Source organism: Nitrosospira sp. CT (assembly GCF_059489795.1).
Genome location: NZ_JCAHZJ010000013.1, coordinates 21,868 through 44,090 on the forward strand (window position 1 = coordinate 21,868; position 22,223 = coordinate 44,090).

General features: G+C 50.8%; 12 protein-coding genes. 6 read left to right on the forward strand and 6 right to left on the reverse strand.

The genetic code is table 11. The features are described from left to right. The 6 genes from AC52W5_RS02405 to AC52W5_RS02430 all read left to right on the forward strand — a co-directional run bounded on the left by AC52W5_RS02405 (position 1) and on the right by AC52W5_RS02430 (position 14,335). Positions 1 to 534 carry a hypothetical protein gene (locus tag AC52W5_RS02405; RefSeq protein ID WP_495669836.1) on the forward strand — a complete coding sequence of 178 codons (534 nt, stop codon included), beginning with the start codon at positions 1 to 3 and terminating at the stop codon, positions 532 to 534. Positions 535 to 637: 103 nt separating this feature from the next. After that, positions 638 to 2,461, forward strand: a complete 1,824-nt coding sequence (locus tag AC52W5_RS02410) for a hypothetical protein (RefSeq protein ID WP_495669837.1) — start codon at positions 638 to 640, stop codon at positions 2,459 to 2,461. Continuing rightward, positions 2,458 to 4,578: an ATP-binding protein gene (locus AC52W5_RS02415; protein WP_495669838.1), complete on the forward strand. Its 2,121-nt coding sequence runs from the start codon at positions 2,458 to 2,460 to the stop codon at positions 4,576 to 4,578. Before AC52W5_RS02410 ends, AC52W5_RS02415 begins: the two co-directional genes overlap by 4 nt. Positions 4,579 to 4,911: 333 nt before the next feature. After that, positions 4,912 to 11,715 carry a hypothetical protein gene (locus tag AC52W5_RS02420; protein WP_495669839.1) on the forward strand — a complete coding sequence of 2,268 codons (6,804 nt, stop codon included), beginning with the start codon at positions 4,912 to 4,914 and terminating at the stop codon, positions 11,713 to 11,715. Between the two features lie 24 nt (positions 11,716 to 11,739). Then, complete coding sequence (locus AC52W5_RS02425; protein ID WP_495669840.1) at positions 11,740 to 12,753, forward strand: hypothetical protein; 1,014 nt, start codon at positions 11,740 to 11,742, stop codon at positions 12,751 to 12,753. Positions 12,754 to 12,769: 16 nt separating this feature from the next. Further along, the gene (locus tag AC52W5_RS02430; RefSeq protein ID WP_495669841.1) at positions 12,770 to 14,335 is read left to right on the forward strand and encodes a formylglycine-generating enzyme family protein; all 1,566 of its coding nucleotides are present in this window, start codon (positions 12,770 to 12,772) and stop codon (positions 14,333 to 14,335) included. A gap of 12 nt (positions 14,336 to 14,347) precedes the next feature. On the opposite strand, the gene AC52W5_RS02435 is transcribed toward AC52W5_RS02430, so the two are convergent. The 6 genes from AC52W5_RS02435 to AC52W5_RS02460 all read right to left on the reverse strand — a co-directional run bounded on the left by AC52W5_RS02435 (position 14,348) and on the right by AC52W5_RS02460 (position 22,090). Next, positions 14,348 to 15,388: a sigma 54-interacting transcriptional regulator gene (locus AC52W5_RS02435; RefSeq protein WP_495669842.1), complete on the reverse strand. Its 1,041-nt coding sequence runs from the start codon at positions 15,386 to 15,388 to the stop codon at positions 14,348 to 14,350. A 169-nt stretch (positions 15,389 to 15,557) separates the two neighbouring features. Then, the gene (locus AC52W5_RS02440; protein ID WP_495669843.1) at positions 15,558 to 16,076 is read right to left on the reverse strand and encodes a hypothetical protein; all 519 of its coding nucleotides are present in this window, start codon (positions 16,074 to 16,076) and stop codon (positions 15,558 to 15,560) included. After that, a complete protein-coding gene (locus AC52W5_RS02445; protein WP_495669844.1) occupies positions 16,069 to 17,052 on the reverse strand; it encodes a hypothetical protein in 984 nt (327 codons plus the stop codon). Before AC52W5_RS02445 ends, AC52W5_RS02440 begins: the two co-directional genes overlap by 8 nt. A gap of 1,101 nt (positions 17,053 to 18,153) precedes the next feature. Then, positions 18,154 to 18,813 (reverse strand): LuxR C-terminal-related transcriptional regulator, encoded by a 660-nt coding sequence (locus AC52W5_RS02450; RefSeq protein ID WP_495669845.1) that lies wholly within the window; start codon positions 18,811 to 18,813, stop codon positions 18,154 to 18,156. 813 nt (positions 18,814 to 19,626) lie between these two features. Then, positions 19,627 to 21,039 carry a tyrosine-type recombinase/integrase gene (locus tag AC52W5_RS02455; protein WP_495669846.1) on the reverse strand — a complete coding sequence of 471 codons (1,413 nt, stop codon included), beginning with the start codon at positions 21,037 to 21,039 and terminating at the stop codon, positions 19,627 to 19,629. A gap of 301 nt (positions 21,040 to 21,340) precedes the next feature. Next, entirely contained in the window at positions 21,341 to 22,090 is a 750-nt protein-coding gene (locus AC52W5_RS02460; protein WP_495669847.1) for a site-specific integrase, read from the reverse strand. Between the last annotated feature and the right edge of the window lie 133 nt (positions 22,091 to 22,223).

Below are 22,223 nucleotides of genomic sequence, written 5' to 3' on the forward strand. Positions count from 1 at the left end.
ATGAGTGTGATTACCTTTTCCAGGACGGGCCATCTGCTGGGGGTGGTAACCCGGGCCAGTCAATCGCAAGCTGCGGTGACGGTAGCGCAGGTAGCGGCCGACGGCTTCAGGTTGCGCGGCAGTTATAGCGGCGCAGCCGCCGATAACAGCACTGTCGTTCTGGATATCCCCGAAGACGAAATCAGCGTGACTTTGGTGGATTACGATACTCGGGTGCTATACCGTCCGCACCTGTTTGCGTTGTCGGAGGGTAAACCCGAGCAGAAAGAAGAAGGCGCCATTTCCATCGGGTTGGATGGAACCAGGATTACAGCCACTTTGCCCATTAATGTTTCCGATTCCACCGCTGTTTGGTGTCAGATATCCGGTGGCAGTTTAACAGAACCCATTGTTCGTTCCGTGACAATACCTGGAACCAGTGATAATCCCACAAAAACGGGTACCGAGGCGCTGAGTCTCTCGGCTGGAGAGTATCGTGTGGCAATGTTTGCACCTGGGTACGCCCTCGCCGTGTTTAAAGCCACAGTTCCGTAGAAGACTGGTCGTGGTGGATCAAATACGCATTCGCCACTGTAAATTGCATCTGCGTCGTACGAGCGGGTGGAGTTGGGGGCCTGATCCGAATCACTTGCTGCAAATGGCAACCCATGCCCTTCCCGAGTTGATAGCTCGCAGGTTGATGCAACTATTGGCTGATCAACAGGAACCCCTGATTATCAATCGGCTGAGCATCAAAGTTCCAATTAAACTATCAGAGTTAACCGAGTTTACCGCCGTCCCTGGTAAGGACAATCATCTTTCATCTTTATCCGACCGGATTTCACGGCGACTTGAACAAGCGCTTACCGTGCAGGCAAACATCGGCCTCTCATCAACTGTTGACCCAGAGATCGCTGGGAGCAGCAATAAAAATACTCTTCGCCTAGCGCCTCCGGGGTACAAAATTGAGGTTATCAGTCTGCTCGTCGAGTGGTATCGACAAGGAACGCTTGTACCACGACTGAGACATTTCAGCCATCAGGCACTGATCGACTGGGAAATGCTGACCTTTAAGTGCCTGCCGGAACGTGTGCCCGAGGGGGGCGATCACCAGCTCTTAGCCACAGAGGTCGATCAGTTTTGTCAAAACTTGTTGCGATCGTTAAATAAATTAACAGAAGCGATGATGAAGCGTTTGGTGGTACTGGCTGCGCTATTGCAGCGGTACCCGGAACGACTTTCAAAGCAAAAACTTCTGAGTCTACTCGAGCGCTTCGTACCCATTGATATGAGCACGAGCAGCATCGAAGCGCTTCACCAACTCAATGCAGGCAATAGTCCCGCTATATCGTCATCAAACTCTGCGGTTAAAACGGAAATTGACGACGTGCTGTTTTCTGTTCGAAGTCGCATTCCGGTAACCGTTGGAAATAGAACGCAAACAGCCCGGTCTTTCGAAGTGCATGTCAGGTCGATTTTGCCGTTTGTGTCGGTGGGCATACTGTCGCGCCTTGGCTACTTTGATGTACTGGCAGCCGCCCTGAAAGCCGGCGATGCTGAACTGAGTAATCATTATTTTGCCGTTGCCTTGGCGTATAAAATGCTTGCTGCCCCACAGCGAGGCTGGCACCGGGAAGCGGTAGATCTGCGCACAGCCGCTGCTGTCGCCGGTTTGGACCAGCCAGTTCACGCTGAGGAGATGGACTATTTTGCTTTTAACTGCCGCCATTGCCTCTCTCCTCTCGACGCACACTTAAAACTACTGCTGACTCAAGGCCATGACCCCTCCTGCGCGCTTTTGATTCACCCCTCCAAAGTGGGGGATAAGCTGGTTTGGTCATTGATGGATACACAAGGATGTTTCTCTCTCGGTTGGTTTTCAGATTGGTTATCTTTGTTGGAGGCACTGGAAGGTTTTGCTGGCAATACCTTTCTAATCAGCGATGCTGCAACAACCCCCACGTTGTTTGCCGAACTCACATCGCGGCGCTACAGGTTTGTCACCTCGCTGCCGCCTTCCCGTGCCGACAAATGGCGCTCCATCGACCGGCGCCGGCAGTTTTGGACAAATGACTTTGAAGCTCAAACCCGCTGGTTGCTGAAACAAAGCCAATGCTTGCCAACAGTCACCGCAACAGCCAATCAAATTACGCAAGCACTCATACTTGAACGACCAGTTTTGCCGACACAATCGCAGCAAGCCTACTCACTACCATTTGAACAAAGCCTTGCTCTGGCCGCATCTTCTGCTTTGGGCACGATTGCCTGGCAGCTTTGGGGCGACAAAGAAACGACAGACCCGGTGCTGACATTGCAGCGTCTGGGGAATCTGGAAGGCCGAGTAACCATCAGCAGTGAAAAAATAACTGTACGCCCATTCTTGGGCCGGCGTTATCAGGATTTGTATCGGCATAACTTTCTTGTAGACGTGATCAATCTTCCCTGGCTGGGAGGGCGACGGTTGGAGTTTGCTGGCTCATGAACGGACAAAAATTAGCAGTTGAACATCTGCAGCTTAATATGCGCTGGGTCAACCGTTACCTCCGTAAGGCTGTTGCTGCTCAGGCAAAAATAGCGGCAGCCTTGCAGCGTCACGACGTGACACCACTATGTGTCAGCGATGAACAGGTTGAGCAATTGCTGCAACAAGTCAATAACGAACTTTGCTATCTTGTCGACCATTCTGATGTCTTAAGCCATGAGGAATGTGAGCTTGAGCAACAGCTTCGCGAACAGGCAGCTAAACGGGGTACAGTATTACCCCTGGATGCAATGACGGAACAACTACAACTCACAGAATTTGAAAAATGTACTGTGCTGTTATGTCTTGCTCAGGAGCTTCACCGTGGTTATGGTCGGATTTTTGCCTACATTCACGATGATTTAAACATTCAGGCGCCCACCATTGGATTGCTGTGTTCGCTATTGGCAGCAAACGAGGAACAGTGGCTGCAACACAGAAAAACGCTGTCCGTATACGGACGTTTGCGCCGTCTAGGTCTGCTCCTCACCCAAGGCAATGTCAACCAGGAACAACAACTGGTCTGTCGATTGGCATCAGGCGTGCTGGAACGATTGCAAACCGATGAGCCTTGTAACTGGAACGACCAGTTTTATGATGCGCACGAAGTAATCTTATCCCCTGTTAATTTTGAGTCTTTTCCGGAGCGTCAGCAACTGGAGCGTGCTTGCGAAGCATTGCAGTCTGGACAAATCAATCTTTTAGCAATATGGGGAGAAGCCGGCGCCGGTTTGGAGTCTGCTGTTCAGGCAGTAGCGGCAAACAGCGGTAAACAGCTCAGGTCGTTGCCATTACAAATTAATGCCATTCAGGAAGCCTTGTCTACTGCCGCACACCTGGAAGCGATAGTCTGGATCAATGTAGATCGCTTGCAGGAGGATGATAATCGCCACCTGACCTTAGAAATTTTGCTGCATTTGCTGCGTGTAACCATCCCGCTGATTGTCAGCGGTCAATATCCCTGGCGTCCTACCGAATTGTTGGCACGAAAAAATTATGCCGAAATCTGTTTATCTTCTCCTGATGAACAGGTGCGAATTAAAAATTGGCAGCAAGTAATACCGGAACTCCCCCGTCAACAGGCGGAACAACTCTCACATCGTTTTCGTATCACGCCACTGGCCATGGAAGCAGTCAAACGGGCCGCAGAGATACAGGCAAAACTCAAGAGCAACGGTGCACGTTGCTCCCGAATCGAGCAACTTGATGAAGTTTGCCGCTTTGTTACCCAAACTCATGCTAGCCGGTTTACCAAAATCATCACACCGAAACGCAAACCCGAAGATCTGGTGCTGTCCGAGGATATGCATAAACAGGTTCTGGAAGTGGCCAGTTTTTATCAGACCCTGACTCAAGTTAATGGACTTTGGGGATTTGGCCGGCTATCCACCGGAGCCGGTGGTATTAAAGCGCTGTTTGCTGGCGACAGCGGAACCGGCAAAACGCTTGCAGCAGAAGTGATTGCCAGCAAAATCGGTTTACCTCTACTGAAGATCGATCTTTCCCAACTGGTTTCAAAGTGGGTGGGTGAGACAGAAAAAAATATTGATGCCGTCTTTTGTGAAGCCGAACTTTGCCATGCCATGTTGTTCTTTGACGAGGCTGACACCTTATTTGGCAAACGGGGTGAAATTCAACAGGGTTCCGACCGTTATGCCAATCTGGAAGTAGGTTATCTGTTGCAGCGATTTGAACAATTTCCCGGTCTCGTGGTATTGGCCAGCAACCTGAAGGACGAAATCGACGAGGCCTTTACACGGCGGTTTCAGGTGGTTTTGCACTTTCCCAGGCCTCAAGAACAAGAGCGTTTGCGTCTATGGAAGATGGCGTTTCCGCCCTCGGCGCCACTCGATAGCAGTGTGGATCTCTCCTGTCTGGTGCATCTGGATATGACTGGCGCAGGGATTTTTAACGCCTGTCATACCGCTGCCTTAATAGCTGCCAATGAAGGCAGCGGGGCGATTTGTCATCAGCATATTATTGAAGGCATTGCACGGCAATTTCATCGCGAGTCGCGGGTGATCGGCCCGAGGGATCTGCAGCATTTTTCGCAAAAAAAATTCAGTTCGATAAATTGACTTTCCAAACACCCGAAAGGTTGATCTGTGAATTCCTTTCGTGACAGACGCCGAAGAACAGTATCAGCTATTCCGCGAGCGGATATAGAAAGGCGCGTCTCTGAAGCCTGGCAAGTCCGTGCACCGGACCAGCTCAACCTCTTGCCGTTGCAGGGGGTTTCCAACACTGATCAAAGTCGGTATCTGAATAATGATGATGATCATTGTCGCCTGAGATACCAACTATCTGCGCACCCTCAACTATCAAACGCCGCCGTCAGTAATCATCTAGCCAGTCGTCAGCTGTCGAGCCATGAACCTGGTAGGGGCAATATTCAAACATATGCGTTTCGCATGGATGAATTGCGGAACGAAGGGCAAAACTCGGAATTTTACTCCGATTTCATGGGGTTCAAGCAAAGTGCAGTTGAAATGGATTTGGATTTGCCAGAAGCAAATGAAATGGCTAACGAGCAAGCGAAATGCGATAGCGATGTGATTGAGCTTGAGGAAGAGATAATTCGAGCCGATCTTGAGAGTTCAAAGGATAGAACGCAAACGACTGCTGCCCCGGGGTCAAATTGGACCTTCGATGCACGTCCTTCGCCATCTCCCACGCCGGAACCGGAACCTCCGGAAATGACAGAGTCCGCAAGAACAGAACGGATACAGGAAACTGCTTATCAACCACGGTCAGAGGTAACACCGGATTACAGGGAAGAGCCCAGTGAAGAAGGTGGGGTGACTGAATCAGACCTGAAATCACGAGGTGATACAGAACCAGCCGCTATTGAGCCAGAAACAATCTCGAGTGAAGAGGCACAAGAACCGATATCGCGGGACGAGACAGAATCACGCCCTGCAGATCTTGTTGAGGCGCCTTCTACGGAAACTGACATCGACTCGGCTATAAAAAGGGAGACGATTGAAAGCACCTTGGATCTGCGAACCTGGCGGTCGCAAGTAAGTACGGCTACCAGTGAGATTCCGGCACCGGATCTAGCTAATGCAAGAGAAGGTCCGAATGAAATCAGACAAAGGGGTTCCATATTACGTCGAGCTAGAGAGCCTATCCGGAATCGTATTCCCACTGATGCCCGCAATGCTATCAGCCCTCCACCCCCGATAGAAGAACAATTGCCACCACCGGAACCTGATCCGGTACCGAGCGCAACCCAACTTGTTCGTGCAAAGAGTGATCGGAGATTGCCTGAGCAAAGCATGCCGGATCTTCAAGTTAGTCCCCGTGGTACACAACCAAGAGTTGGAGAGCGGCCCGTCATAGAGGAGGTCGAGCCTCATCCCTCGCAAGCAGTGCCTGCGCAAGCAATATCAGAACAAGATGGAAGCAGTGAAAGCCCGGATCAGGAGCAGGTGGATCGTGTGCGCGAGCAGCGCGAAAGGCAAGCGCCAGCCGATGAACACGAAGGGAGCGGTGAAGGTATTACCCTCACAGATGAAGGTCCTCCGCCAAGACCTGCTTTACCGCCAGCAGCAAAATCGATTGTCAGTTCCGTACTAGCACGACTGCTGGCAAATCCTCAGGCGGGCGCCGAGCGAATCCTTGAGGATGCACGCGAGGCCGCCTATCCCAATGAATCTTTGCAACAAATCTATCCAGACATTGGAACTGAACAATTAAGCAGCCTAACTGAATCGATTACCTCTGAGTTACATACCGTAGCTGAGGAAGCAGGTATTGCTGGAGAAGAACTGAACGCAGCAATAGCTGCTCGTAATCACCAACTGGAGCAAGAACGAAGCCAACTATGCAGCGAAATTGACGAAGCCAAACATTTGGAAAGAGATAGCCTTGTTGAAGCGGGACAAGAAGAAAACAACTTAGTGGCTGGTGCGCGCGAAGCTGTTGATCAGCATACTGAACAACAGCTTGAAGCTGCTAATGGTGAAGCTGACCCTGCAGTAATCAATGCAAAACGTGATCGACTCATATCAAATATCGATAGGAAGGTTGGACAGCAGAGAGTCAGCTATGAACAGGCCAAGGAACGACGCCATAGACAGCTGGATAGTGCGGAACGAGATCAAATTCTTGCTTATCAAGCAACGGCGCAACGAGATGAAAGGGCAATCCAGGATGTTTATCGGCAAGAACATCCAGAGGAACAAACGTTGCCGCTGAATATACGTTTGCAAATGATAGCAGCACGCGGTTGGGTTGATGCCAGACAACGCGAATTACGCCGCACCGTCATTCAAATGAAACAGCTAGCCGAAACATGGGTAAATGATTATCGAACTGAAATCCAAGAAGCTGGCACACAAGCTCACGAACTCATCCAGGCTTGGGCGGATGAAAAACTGGGAACTCAAACCTCCTGGTGGGAAAGATTATTGGCAAGATTTCGCAGTTGGTCTACACAAGCGCAGGCTGAAACAGAGGCGTGGGAGGCCGTGCGTGCAGGCGAAACCAGAGACAGCATCCTAACTGACTTCGTCGTAGTAACTCAATTTGCTGCTCGAGCAGGTGATAACGTTGATCTTACTAGTGAAACTGCCCTCCGAGGTCTCAATGAAGAGCAGAGAGCGGTAGTGCGAGCCTATTATTCCAATTCCCCGGATGCCCGCAACCCAATAGCTGCCGTAGCCACAGGTATACAAGTGCGATTATCGCAACAACGCCGGCCACAACTCATTGAACGATTCAAAACGGAAATTGAAAGTAAACCTGACTCTGAATGGCCTAACGTGGATCTGTTAGGTAAAGCTGAGAATGCAAGTTTCAGTGCCGATGCTATCCGTAACAACCTTTACCAGGCCATGCACGGTGGAGTTACTGGCTGGGGAACTGATGAGGAACGGGTTTTTAATGCCCTGGCAGGTCTCACACCTACTCAAGCTATTGCAGTGCGTAAGTGTTACCGAGATACACATCATCCCAGGGATTTAGATGAAGACATCAGGGAGGAATTCAGCGGTGCCGAACAAACACGTGCCGAGGCCTTACTTTCTGGCGATCAAACTTTGGCGGATGTGGCTACATTACGTGAGGCCTTGCACGGTGGTGTTACGGGTTGGGGAACTGATGAAGATGTCATCTGGCGCGTGTTACGTAATAAAACCGAAGAAGAGCGCCAGCGAATTATCCAAGAATATCGGCGCCAATATAACATCGATTTAAATGAAGAATTAAAAGACGAACTTAGCGAACATGATCTTGAACGTGCCGAAGCTTTGGTTGAAGGAGATACTGCCGGTGCCGACGCCATTGCCATTGATCAGGCTATGCGGGGTGGATGGACCGGATGGGGTACTGATGAGTCAGCCATCGAGGCTGTTTATACCCAGGTACGCCAGGATGTGGCGGCTTATGGCGCGCGCCAAAACCCGCCTTGGACTACGGCTCAAGTAGAGGCAGAAATTCAACGACGCAATCTGTCGGTAGAGAACTCTTACAATGCGCGTTACGGAGGCGATTGGGAGCCCGGTGACGAAAGTGCCTTACGTCAAGCATTTGCATCTGAATTGAGTGGACCGGAATTAGATCTTGCTGAAGCCTTGGCAGATAACGATCTCATACGTGCCGATGCCGCACGCGTCGCTGCCGAAGCTCAGTCAGTATTCGTCTCCGATGACGATGTAGTTAATGGGGTATTAAGGCATCAATATGAACGCGCTTTAGAAGAAATTCGCCGTGATGAGTGGCCCGAAATTCAACGCCGTTTAGATGCGCGTGCTCAAGAAGAAGGTTGGACACCATATCAACGCCGTGCCGAAGAGAGGCGTCTGGAGCGGGAATTGGAGCAGCGCGCCCAAGACCGTGCACGCGGCTATATGAGGCAGCTTGAGGATCGCTACGGCGCTGATTATCCTACCTGGCATGGCGGTGGATTGCGCACGGTTATCGAACTTAACATGTCGGGCAACGAGCGGGAAATGGCGCGTGACTTGCTGGCGCAGGGCGGGTATCTGTCACCTGCCCAAGAAATCCACTATGCCGTTGAAGGTGCCGGTACAGACGAAGGTGCTATCCGCCGTGCCTTAACCGGTCGCTCGTCAGAAGAAATTGCTGCTATTCGAGCCGAATGGAACCGTTTGCATCCCGGTGAAAGCATGGATGACCGATTGGAATCAGAGCTAGGCGGGCGCGATGAGTTCGACACACACATGCTGCTGCAGGGCGAGCCGGAAAAGGCCGAACAAGAATTAGCGCAAATACGCGAGCGCGGAAACTGGGAACTCGAAAATTCTTCAGGTTTTCTGGCTGGCGAACAAGAACGTATCCTGCGCGACCGTATGAAGCGTATGGAAGAACAATATCGTGTGCTAAACGATCCAGAGGCTCCTGCCGCGGAACGCGAATTGGCCATGAGACGGTTTAAGCAGAGCACTGGCAATGTCAGCACTGCAGTGGAAGGTTATCGTGAACAGATGGACGCGGCTGCAGATGCGCTGGCCACCACGACTGCTATAGCCGTAGCTATCATTGTGGTGATAGTGGCCACCGCCTTAACACCTGTCACCGGTGGGACTTCCGCCGCAGCCGGCGCGGGAATCCTTGGAGCTCTCGGAGGAGCGTTGAGCAGCAGCATTGTCGCCGCAACTGCCGCCGTAGCCGCGGGCGCCGCCACCATTGTCACCAAACGCCTGATGCTGGGGGGCGCGTACAGTGAAGAGGATCTTGCCCTGGATATGTTGGTAACTGCCGTGGACGCCTTCGCTGCCGCTGCCACAGCCGGCATTGGTGCCGGGTTATTGAAGGCCGCGCGTGGCACAAACCTGGCTCGTATGGCCGCCAGTTCCTCGCGTATGACCCGTGTTGCCGCTCATGGTCTCGCGGAGGGCGCCGAGGGATTAGTCGGATCCCTGCCTGCCGCTATCACCGGAAATTTGCTTAACGATCAAAACTGGGAGCACGGCGATCCATTTACCAACATCATGACTGGTATCACCGTAGAAGCCGGCCTTGGCACCATAGTGAGCGCCGGCATGGGCGGTGTGGCTGGCATTCGCCAAGCAGCGTCTCCGCGTGGACGCCCGGCGGGGGATCTGTATGCTCATCGTGGCACCCCGCGCGAGCGTCTTGCCCAGTGGCGCGCCCACAAGGCAAATCATCCCGATGCAGATATGAGCTCCTGGTTGCGCGAGTTCGATGAGGGCGTTACGCAAAAATTGTCCCGGGACGCTGCTGCGGATCAGCTGCAGCGCCGGCTCCGTGGTGAGCTATTAAGCGGTATCCCGCCGGCACAGCGTCGGCAGTTTGCCGATGCCACGGTAGAAGTTTTGAGTGACGCCGATTTCACCCGGCTGACACGTAACGCTACAGCTCCGGCGGTTACCATTGTTGAAGGCGGCAAGGCGCGAGTGCTGCTGCGGGACGGCATTGATCTGCATGCCCTTCGAGAAGAGGGTATTCACCTATTGCAGAGCATCGATCCGCGCACCCGCCGTGCGGTACGTAGTCTCGACGAAAGTCGTATGGTTCGCTGGGATGATCTGAGTATTGATGAACAGATGCGTCTGTACCGGAATAAAGTTGGACTGGAAATTGACGCACAGCAGCGGTTGATGCGTAGTTTGGATGAGGACCTTTCCGCGATGGGGCGTGAGACGGCGTCGCAACGTGCTTTGCTCACGCAACGCGATATCGCTGAAGATAATCTGAGAAATCTGCGTCATCGTTTGAGGGAATTGGATAGTATCGGCCCGAAGCAGCGCCGTCGTATCGCGCAGGGGTTTACGGAACGCCCTTCATTCCTGGCAAAGGAGCCTCCTCGTCTCTTTTCGAAGGGCGAAGTCGCCAAAACGCGCAGCTCGTTGACAAACGCGATAAGATCAGAAGATGATGTGAGAGAGGTCCGCCGCACCCTTGCGTTGATGGGTGAGCGAGCGAGCAAGGACCCTTCCATACGGCCAACGTACCGCCGTATGATTGAAACCGCCGAACGCATTAGTCGCGTGGATCCGATTGCAGCACGCCAGTATCTCGACGCGGCGCGTGAAATTTTAACCATCTCTCCTCCACGAAGAGCTGCCCGAAATATAGCGCCGTTTCTTGATGCCGCTGCGCAGATGCCGGATCCCCATCTATTCCTGCGGCAAATACGCGAGGTTGCCGCCGAAACTCGGATCCGAGGTTACAAATTGCGAGAGTTTGGGGAAGCTATCGGCAGAATGAATCTGCAGGATGCCTCCGAATTCGTTCGTCGCTTGCGGGATGCCACCCGCGTTTCAAAGAGTGACGCCAAAGCTCTGAACAACTCCATTGAAGCCCTTAGGGAGTTCGCCCGTGGCCGCCGTGGCATTCCGGTTCGTCTCGTGGAAACCATAGCTGAGGAACTGAACCGTACCCGGAGATGGGATTGGGGCATCTTCCGTTCCAGTCTCGGTGCCAAGTATCCGAACAGCAGGGGCTTTGGCGCCTTGGAACACATTATCTCCAAGCGTACTGCGACAGGGTGGAAAGCTGCAGATATTGGACCGATCCGGCATTGGTCGGATGTGTTGCAGAGCTTGCATCGTGAACTAGGTAATGTCGCCGATCAAAAGGAGCTGATGGATGCGGTTGATAATCTGCTACGCAGTTTGGGGAGCGGTTATTCCAGCGGCCAATATCGGGAATTCCGACATCTGATTCGGCACCGCATTCTAGACTTTGTCATGGCGGCCAAGCCTACAGGGCTGCGCAGTTCTGCTGAACAACTTACTATCCTACGGCGTTTTATGGCAGAGATGCAGAATGTGGATTCTGCTTCGAAGGGTGCTCTATTCACTGAATACCGACGTCGTCTGCTAGGCCCCGGAATTACCAGAGTAGGCGACTTCAGTGCTATTACGCATCTCCCCCACAAATCACTCAAGCTCCCCAATGGCAAGACTGTCGACGGCGTCGTGGACGTAACCCGCGATATAGGCGCCGGCAGACCAAAAAGGGGCCGCTATCTGGTGGATGACAAGGCAGGCCGGGAAGCCTTTGATCAGGATCAGGCAAAGCGTTATTCTGATCTTCTCGACGCGGGTAATTTGACAACCACAGACGGAAATAGCCGCGGCTTGATTTACATTTTTGAGGATAGCCAAGCCGCACGAGATGCTGTCGTTCATCTCCGTGCGAAGAAGCTTAACCCAAATATTTTCGTCGCAACTTTCGATGAAACGAGTGGGCGCTTGAAGTTTATAATTCGAGACCCTATTTAAGAGTACTTAATTCAAGTTGAAACAATGGCCATTGTCCCTAGTTCGGTTGTTCTAGATTGTATTATCACCGCCCAATCATTTGAGGATGCGGTGAACCGCTTCTTCGCTGCTTTCACCCAAGCCGGTATGCCTGCTATTGAGCGGTGGTCCATACCCTCTGAGGGAGCCCGAAAATCAGGCACGGCAGAAGATGCACTGAGTGTCCTTGCTAACATTGCTAAAGATGCGCCAGCCAATCCCGCTCCTGTAAACGGCATATTCGAAATGGAAGGCGATGTCCTACTCGGGATTTGGCATGATCATGGGGATCGTTATCATCTCGATACAAGAAAACAGATTGGTTCAGCCCGCTACGATGAAATGCTGGAGTTTATCTCCAGAGCAACTGAGGTTTGTCGCTTTTTGTTGCAACAGGGTTACTTGTTAGACGCCGCCCTAATTCGGGACGATGGCGGTTTGAGTTCGAGCCCTGATGTGCCCCTGGTGCATAGCGTCAGCCATGTGACCGTGGTCACGGAGCAGCAGGTTCGTGATGCCTATGATAACCCAGAAGCATTTTGGCAGGCGGGCTGGGATGTTATCGAGTCTCTAGGTGAACAGCACTTCCTGGTTCGTGGAATTGATGTCCTGGAGGGGCCGGATTATCTTGCCAGAATACTGCCTCACCAGTGGGCGATGGCGCGCGCTGCGAAGCCCGGTTTGACAAAATATTATTTGCCCCAAGTGGAACCTGAAGAGTGGGAAATATATCACGCCGGTAGTGCCACACTAGGCATTGTCGGTTATCTGGCCGGAGAAAAATTGGTCGAATTTACTTGCGCCCTAGAACCGGGCCAGCATATCAACGGCTGGGAGATCTTTGACCTCTGGGACTTGCTGCAAGCCGGCGAGTTGCCTGATGGTCGAAAAGTGGAGGTAATACGCGTTGTGTTTCTTGAATGCGCCACTGCAAGGCAAGAAAAACGGCCGTTGCTGGATATTGGTGCTAAGGTATTCTGTTACAACGATGCGGGTGACTTGATCGAACTCAGCGATTAAACAAACGGGAGCCTTTGTGGGAGAGAAAAGGGGTGCTGCGATATCGTTGGTTCTGCAGCCGGCAATCGACTTCGAAGTCATCAGCAAATGTCTGGCAGATTTACGTTGGCAACCCCTAACCTGCAACACCCGGCAGCCCTTGATCCCAGATGAGCCGGAACTGGCAAGCTGGTCGCGGGCGGATAGCGACGTACGTTTATCCTATAGTTTCAATCCAGTGGTGAAGCTCCGAGTACTTTCCTTCGTGGGAAAGGAGACTCTTACCGTCAGCCAGGATATTGCAAAGTGCTTGCCAACGTTGCGGAAGGATGACCTGAGAGACTTGATGGCATCTGCCAACGTGCGCGAACTATTGCTGGCAATCTTCGCCTCTGTCGAATTGAATGCCATAGAATTGCTACCCCAACTCAACCGCTTGCGGACCCATCAAGACAGTATGGTTGCCCGTGCTGCTACTGATGCACAGCACCGCTTGTCACAGCACTTGGTGCTACTGGGTGTTGAGCAGCTTGCCAGCGAACAGCAGTGCAAGCCGGACCGCTCAGTTCTATTTCCGAATTTAGGCAATGTGCGAGAGCGCCGCCAAATGTTGCGCTGGTTTGGACAAGATTATAAGCAGGCCAACGAGGAAATCATCAAGGTCTTGCGCACCGCCCTTGAAGATGATGACTGGGAAACCCGGGTGACGGCAATGTTGGTTGCAGTGCGCTTACATGCTGTTAGCCTGGCTGATTTAATCGCTTCGATCGAATTGCCAAAGGAGATAAGCGAAGGAATCAATCAGGATGAAAGACGTCTGCTCCTTGCGGTTAAACAATGCGTCATTGATATTTTGAAAGGCAAGCCTGTGCCGCCGCAATCGGTCCAACCGCTTAACAGCAGTGAATCGATGCGTAGGCATATTATCCGTTGTATTCTAGGGCTCCCTGTTACATATCACGATCACACTTTTCTCTTTATTACGGCGTTTTGCAACCCTTTGCCTGCTGATTATCCTATGCCAGAACTGCTGCCAAAAGGCATCTCCGAAGATGATGGCAGATATAAACTCGAATACAACGACATTTCGCTGGTATGGATTCCACCAATACCTCATTGGCTTGGGGAGCAATTGCCGAAAATGTTCATTAAAAATCCAATAAGGCAACAAATGCCAGAAAAAGGGTTTTTTATTGGGACTGGTTTATTTTGCCATTCTTCCGGGAAGACAAGCGATGACCAGGAAGTTCCAGTTACCTGTTCATACCTTGAGGCGCAGCAAATATGTGAGAATTTATCCCATAAAACTGGGCTTAAAGTAAGGCTACCTTCAGTCGATGAGTGGGAAATGGCTGCCCGGGGTCCGGATGGGCGACGATTTCCCTGGGGGAATAACGCTAACTCTTTTGGCAGTGATTATTCCCCGTGGGGAGTCAGCGATGCTGTCGGTAAATTGGCACAGTGGACAAACACGATGCTAGACGAGGATGGCTTGATAGTTTGTGGCGGTAAAAAACAATGGGTCTGTGCACAAAGAGATTTGCAATCTGCTTCCTCAACCAATGTTGGCATGCGAATTGTGGTTGCAGTTCATGAACATTAACATTGATCGTGATCAATCTTGCGCGCAATCTTTCCTTTGCGGCAGTGAGATTCGATAATCAGCCGGATTAATTTCATGCTTCCGTATGAGTTCAAATAGTGCTCTTCGGTTTTTTCCAATCATACGTGCTGCGGCGGAGATATTGCCGCTGGTTGCATCAAGAGCTTTTTGGATACGTTGTTTCTCGAAGTTAGAGATCAATTGTTTTTTAGTAGTTTGAAAGTTTTCGCTAATATCGTAGATTGTTGCCTGATGTCCGTAATTGGTTTCAGCGCCTGTAGTGTCTATTGTATGAATTTCTTGTAACAAAGGCAGATCGTTGTGTTCTACTGCGCGCTGAAGTTGCAGGCAAGTAAGGTAGTTCACACAATTTTCAAGTTCCCGGATATTGCCGGGCCATTCGTAGGTTTTTAATCGTTCGAGCGCAACATGGTTAAAGGTTATGGGGGGGAGACTGTATTTTTTTGCGGCCCGCTGGATGAATGTCGTAAGCAGCTCCATAATATCTTCCGGTCTACTACATAATGGTGGAATATGAATTGGTGCAACACGTAGGCGGAAAAACAAATCTTTACGAAAATGATTCTGAGCAACGGCATCCTCTAAATTGGCATTTGTGGCAGCGATAATGCGGATATTGGCTTGACGTAAGTAATTTTCACCCATTCGGCGATATTGCTTATCCTGAAGAAATCTCAATAACATAATTTGGGATGGCATGCTTAAAGAATCCACTTCATCAAAGAATAGCGTGCCGCCCTCCGCTGCTTTGACCAAGCCCTCTGTCTGTGCTCGTGCACTGGTAAAAGCCCCTCCCACATGACCAAACAGCTCGTTTTGCAAAAGCTCATTTAATAAGCATCCGCAATTTATCGGAATAAATTGGTTTGATTTGCGGTTGCTATGCTCATGAATATACTTGGCGTAAAGCTCCTTGCCAACACCAGTAGGGCCGGTTATTAGAACTTCTGCATCAGTAGGCGCGATTTTATTGAGTTTTTCTAGAATCGCCAGATGGCTGCTGCTGTGACCGATTAACTCCTGGACGCTCATCGTTTAACCCCCTCATCGTTTAACCCCTTTGAATACTTCTTAAACGATAAATGCTGAATGATTTTAGCCTGAGTGAGTAGATTGTTCTCCCAAAACTAGCCAGCCATGAGGAAAAACGTTGCGGAATGTCCATTCTGGTCCTCGGCCAATTAGTTTGATGTATTGGAGGTCAGGGACCTGATTGCACTGGGATTCTCGCGGTGGGCATATCCACGTCCACGAATACCGGGTGACTGACCAGCGGAATCGGGCCGTAGAGAAAGTACTTGAGCAGGATCAGACATACCCTCACGTCAGAAGGCATTGCTGGATAGCACTTACGATGATGTTCCAGGTCCATCACCAGGTTTATATCTTCGCCTTTGATCGTCAGCGTAGACTGACCCGATTCGCTTGCTGGCAGCGATGGGCTGCGGTGTGATTGCCCATCCGTCAGCACATTGGGCAGGCCATCGAGTATCGCGACGATGATGACGCGAATCTTTGGGTCGAATACCTCGCCCGCAAGAGAGTGCGATTGATGAGAGATTTTTTTCCCACACCCTAAAGGCCAATTGAAATCCCCTGGCCTATCCAGCGATGGACCATCACCTCCACTCCGCCCAGAGTGTCGATAACTGGCTGGGAGGCTTGGTGCCGGAATGGCTGGGCCGATCAAAAGTGTTGTTGTTTGAAGCTCTTTAAGCATTCGACATCCCCGGTACCCCTTCGGGAGCGAGGCGCTCGTCCCTGACCTGCGGCGCGGAACGATCTATTTGCGGAGGCGGACTCCGCGTTCCATCCCCATCTTTTGGCGTGTAGTTTTCGCAATCAAGCGGAACCTCAAGGCTAAGCTTAAAATCAGTCGCCAGCGAATTTTTTTTGCTTTCGATATCCTTCTGCGCTTTGCTAATGTCGTTCACCGTCTGCTGAAGCTCAACCTCTGCCTGGGTTAGAGCCCGTTTTGCAGGACTATACCGCTCAATGGTCAAACAGCAGAGGACCTCAAAAAGTTTATCTACTTCGACCAAATAAGGCTTGGGGCCGATGATTTGCCCGAGAACGGTGGGTCGACCAACATCGGGACCACAACAATCATCTGGCTCTGAAACATAGCAACTGCAAATATCCACATACTTCTTATCGATCTGTGATTTCACGTTGCGAGGCCTTATTGCCCAATGCTTTGGCAGAAGCCGCGTAAACAGGTCGTAAAGTGCTTTGGCCGGATCACTTGTCATGATCATGTCTATGTTTTTAATGTCCGCATCGTTCTCCTCAAGCACCTTCTGAAGCGCCTGAGCAGGTTTCTCCCACGCTGCCAGCACTGCCTTAATGCGATCCAAGACCTCTTTCCTCGCCGCCACATTACGCTCTTGCCAGTTGCGCAGGTCATACAGCGAGTAGATCTCGGTTGTGAGGGTGCCAGTACCGTTCAACCTATCCTCGAGCTCCTGAATAGAATAGAGAAGAGGACAAAGCCTGCACTCAATCAGGCATTCCCAGCATGGGACATTACAAACAAGCTTATTAACTAATTTCATAATCCGCTCATCAGCGCTCCTCCATTTTCCGACTAAGGATTCGCGCTTCTCAACGGTATACTCTTGCTGAGCGACAACTACTTTTTTCTGGATATCCTCCAGATCTGTTTTGAAGTTTTTCGCGCGCTCCGCCTCAGCCAACAGCCATTCCTGGTCCCTTATCAATTCATCAAAGCAGGTGGAGGCGGAGGTGCTCGATGGCCGAGGAGGACAGTCACAACGTTGGGGACAGGTCTTGGGAGGAGGAAGGCATGGTGTATCGGGAGCTGGGGGCAATTCCTTACATTTCCCATTGGGTGGCTCGGTAACGGGAGGTATTGGCGGCGTGGGGTTACAGGATTGCTCGCTTTCTCGTCCTTCATAAGGAAGTTGCTGGCCTTGCGTTTGGTTCTGTTCATCTGCCATCGTCTCGTGCTCCTGAGTGTGTTGAGCAGCGCCACTAGTACTCCAGCTCACAATCGAACCCCGGAGGCGACACCCCTCCACGCGTAGCAACTAACACAGTGGGTTCAAGCAAGGACTTAACTTGCAATCGCGGTAAGCTTGTAGCGCAAAGAATGGGTCCTTCTTCAATATATTTATTGCACAGTGATCCACCGCTATCTATGGACCATAAGAATCGAAAAGGATTTAAATCCTGAGGTTGAAGTAGATCTAATACCAAAGTTTGAGCCAAACACCTTCTGCAAGTGTGGGGATTAGGAATGGGCAGTGGTATGATGAATCTCAACAAAGCTACAGCAAGAATTCAGGTTTTCAGGGCCACAGGGAGGGCAGGGAATTTCGTCAGGGGCGACATGTAGTTGTCATGTAGTTTTCCGAGCGTATCAAGTCAGTCCCGTTCGCACGAATGGAAAACGATTGAAGCCTGCACGAGGAATTTACGAAACAAGGATCTAGGACCTGATGGGGGGCGTAGCTCGTGAGACACCAGGAATGAAGCCGAGTCCAGCGTCCCATTAGTTCTCTACATGGTGACGTTGCAGCACTTGGGAAATCCCCTTCCGCCGCTCTTCGCCGATATGATGTTAGTGCCGAGTTTTCCAAAATCTCTCATGCCCTCAGCCGACCAATTCAAGATAAGTGTTATGAGGTGCCTGACCACGACCGAGATTTGGGCTGCTAAGGGATTTTCTTAAAAGTTGAAGGAGGCAGAACAGGAGCTCGAATCCTTACAGTAAGGCACTCAAGGGCTCACCGACGATTTCGAATCGATACTCTTCATTTCGCCGTCTCCTTCACTTATGGGGTCCCTCCAGAGGTGGATCCAGTGTAGGATGCACCTGAAAAAAATCGCATTGCTTGTGTGCGGCGTTCGAGCTTCAGCTTACGCAACAGGTTATGGACATGGTGCTTAACTGTCGCCACACTTAAAGAAAGAGTGCGCGCGATTTCCTTGTTCGCCAACCCTTGTGCCAGAAGTTGCAATACCTCACGCTCGCGCCGAGTCAGTTGGCAATCTAGTTCTGATGGCTGGGATTCCTGTTGCTGAACGTGAAATAACGCACGCAGAAGATGACCGGATATCTCTGCAGAGCAGGTAAGACGCCCCTGGACTACATCGGAGAGAGTTTGGTGAAGGTCATTAACAGTGGCTTCCCGCCCAACATAGCCAGCAAAACCAGCGCGGCCGCATCTGATGACCTCTTGCTCATACTCGGGAATTCCCAACGCAACCAGAGGCACATACGGCCACTCCTCTGCAAGAGTGCGAACATCGAAGAAATTAATGCCTTGTGTCGCGTCTACCAGTACCAAGTCTACTGCCGCCGTGTTTAAAGTCAGGCGTAGGCTTACAAGATTGTGAAGCACGGCGCGGACCGACATTTCAGGAAATCGGCACAAGGAGGCGACCAACCCATCACCAAATAGCCGTATAGGAGTCAAAATGATAATTTCCATGTTTGAATTGTTTATCTGAAATTATTCTTAGTCCCTCCTGAGGCATTCTTAGACTAGATTACATCGTACCAGCAGGAGTGTGTTTTTTCAGAAGCCACGTACAGTGAGGGAGGGCTTCAGTAGTCGAAGGCTTAAATGCAATTGATGCAGCATTCCTGCCTCCGCCACAGCTTTCATTCTGGCTTCCCCCTCTATTGCTTTGCAAGATTTGTGCCTAATGAGGACATTGAAAAAGCGCTTGATTCCAAAAACTTTTAATTAACTGTTAGGGGACCCCCGGGTCGTTTTCTACCCGGGAAGAGAGAAAAGGCTCAGAGGAAGGACGTGCGCCGGTAAACATTGTTAAACAAGGGGAAGCAATGGTGGGAGGCCTTTCAATGGAATCTATGCTTTCATGTCGTAGACATAGGTCCAAATTGACCCGGACCGGGTAATATTCTACCCACACGTAAGGAAGGATCATTCACTTCGCGTGATGTCACGTGCCCGTCTATCTTCAGTAGATAACTTGATGTTACCGGTTGGGTTCGGCTCAAACTGAGCCAGATGTTGGGTGATAACTCGTGGTCGGTGCCACGTGTCGCGCTTCATCCTGTTGACCTAGCAAAATGAGAGATAGGCTGTCTGTAATGAAGAGCGTTGGACAACCTGTTGAGAGATGGAACCAGAGGAGATGCTCGGCTTTACTGATGCTTCTCTCTACGAGAGCTACCGGCACTATCGAGTGGACGGCGTCTTGAATAGTTTCATTCACTTAACCCAGCTAGGCCCAGCTACAAGTAAAACGGGAAAAAATACGGGTAAAACTTGTTTTTAAATCCATACTTCGTGTTCATCGCACCTTAGGATTGCTTCCAATCTATTGCCCAACTTTTCCCATGCCTCACATTTTTCATCAGCATATTCGTCAAGCAAATAAACCCGGTCAACTTTCGAGCCAATTACATGATTCTGGCAGAGGTTAATAATGTCGCGGTTGATTTTGAGTTTTTGCATCATGGTTGACCCCGTTCTTCGCAAATCGTGAGGTGTCCATTCTTCATCACCGAGCACGAGGCCGTTGTTTTCAACTCGACCTTGCAGTTTGCGGCTGCGTTGCTTGAATTTTACCTGCCTATCACCCACCTGCTTACTGACAGTTTTTTCGCATACATGCCCCTCTTTGTTGCGAGCGGGAAACGCCCAATTGCTGTGCCCCGTTAGAGCATGTAGTTGTTTGAATCGATCAAGTGTAAAGTCGGATAGGTAAACAAGCTGGTCGCGTTTTCTACCGTGTTCCCCTTTGGTATTTGCTGCCGGAATAAACCATGTTCGCTGCTCAAAGTTGACATGCTTCCATTCAGTCTTCAGCAGTTCGCCAATACGACAAAGAGTTCCCAGGCACAACCAAAGCGCAATTTGCGATTCTTTCTTCAAACGGTGTTCGGCGACATATTTTTGAGAAGCTTCCGCATAGTTTTGCTCTTTCCCATCGAATATCCTTTTCAGTTTAACGATTTCTTCAATGCTTAGCACCCGTTTCCGCTCTTTGGTGTAGCCCTTCGGGACAAGTTGTTTGATGTCCACCAACTCTGAAGGATTGCCGTCGATCAGTAAGGCGCGCCAAGGCTTGCGCTTTTCCGCCCACCGCAACATTTGCCCAATGTCTTTCGATAACTCGACCGCTGTTGCTGTCTTTCCAGCAGCAATGATGCGCCGATAAACATCACGCAAATGATTTTCGGTTAAATGTCGTACCTCGATGCTGTCTAGTACTGGAATGGCATGCTTGCCAAATGATTGCCTAATATATTTATTGCCGTCGCTACGGCTCACTCCGTCTCTAATCCAGATAGCGTACAGATCACTGAAGGTGAGGGTTTCAGCGCGTTTTTGCTCCTCGGCACGAATGACTTCCAGAATAGCGGCTTGAGCTTCGATTTTGAGTGCGATTTTGTGGGCTCGGGGGTCAACTCCAGACTTAACTAAATCACGTGCTTTATCGCGTTCTTCGCGAATGATTGCCATATCAATAGTGGGGTAAGTGCCACAATAATGCCAGGCCACTTTTCCTTGCCACTTGAAAGCGTAGCGAAAAACAATAGAAACACTCCCGGAATTAACACGAACTTCGCCAGATAGCCCACCACCATCATTTAATGTGTCGCCTTTCCATTCCGCCTTCACCGCATCCAGTTCTTTAACTGTCCACTTGCTACCTTTTTTGCCTCTCGGATATTTTGTCATGCTTGTCCATTAATTTCTCATGGGTAAACCCATGGGTAAACCAAAAAACGGCTTTTATCGAATTTCTTCGCACCGTACTGGACGAACTATATCCCTAAAACGGATATTTAACAAACGGAAAATAAAGGAGATATTGGTTCTAGCAAGTCCATTAGTGTCCAAAGTCGTTTATCAATTTGACTCAATTTAACTTGCTAAGAACCAAGGGGTAGTGGGTTCGAATCCTGCCGGGCGCGCCAATTCATGCGGTTCTTCACAGGACCGCATTTTCTTTTTGTCCTATAGATTCGAGTTGTCCTATTCAATCCCCGGTTTTATGACGTCTTAATGGCTTGACCCGTTCTGGTTTGCGACGGTAAATAGCCTCAGTTGTTCTGGCATCCGCGTGCGAAAGCAGGGCCCGCGCATGCTCCAGGGACTCTGCATCCGAGGCACATTTGGCCCGCAAATCACGCTCGGTGAAGCGCTCGGTCACCTTCGTTTCTTTCAGAACACGGTCCATGAAGCGTCCCCACATGCTGTCCCAGCCATGGCACAGGCTGGTTTCTTCATCGATATAGCCTTCTCCCTTCCGATTGCAGAACAAGTACGGTGAGAGTACTGGACGTGCCTGTTTTGCCATTTCCACCGCTGTCCGCAGCTCCGGCGTCCATTCGTAAATGGTGCGCTTGCCCGTGGATCCTGCAGTCTTGTGTCGCTGGATGTGGATACCATCCTCTCTGATGTTGGCGGGTGTGATTCGCAGCAGATCGCTCCTGGCCATCCCAGTCATGAGCTTCAGGCGCATATAGGCATGGATGGCATGCACGCTACCTTTCTTCTGCCGTGACTCAAGCGCCAGGCATTCGACGATTTCCCAGTCTTCCACGTATCGGGTACGTGGTTTCTCGCCTTGTAGTCGCACCTCGCCTTTAAATGGGTGCCGAGCAACGTATCCCCACTCGACAGCTTTGGTATACGCATGGCTAAGCACCTCGATCTCCCGATGCGTCACTGTCCCCGAGCGTCGTCTTGCCAACTCCCCCCTTAGTGTTACCACGGTCAGTATCATCTTGGTGTCCTTTTGACCCGCCCCCGAAATCAGTACCGGTCTAAAATGGAAAATTCCGGCTCCTGACCCGCCCCCGAAATCAGTACCGGTCTAAAATGGAAAATTCCGGCTCCTTTGGCCTGCCGGACAAGGT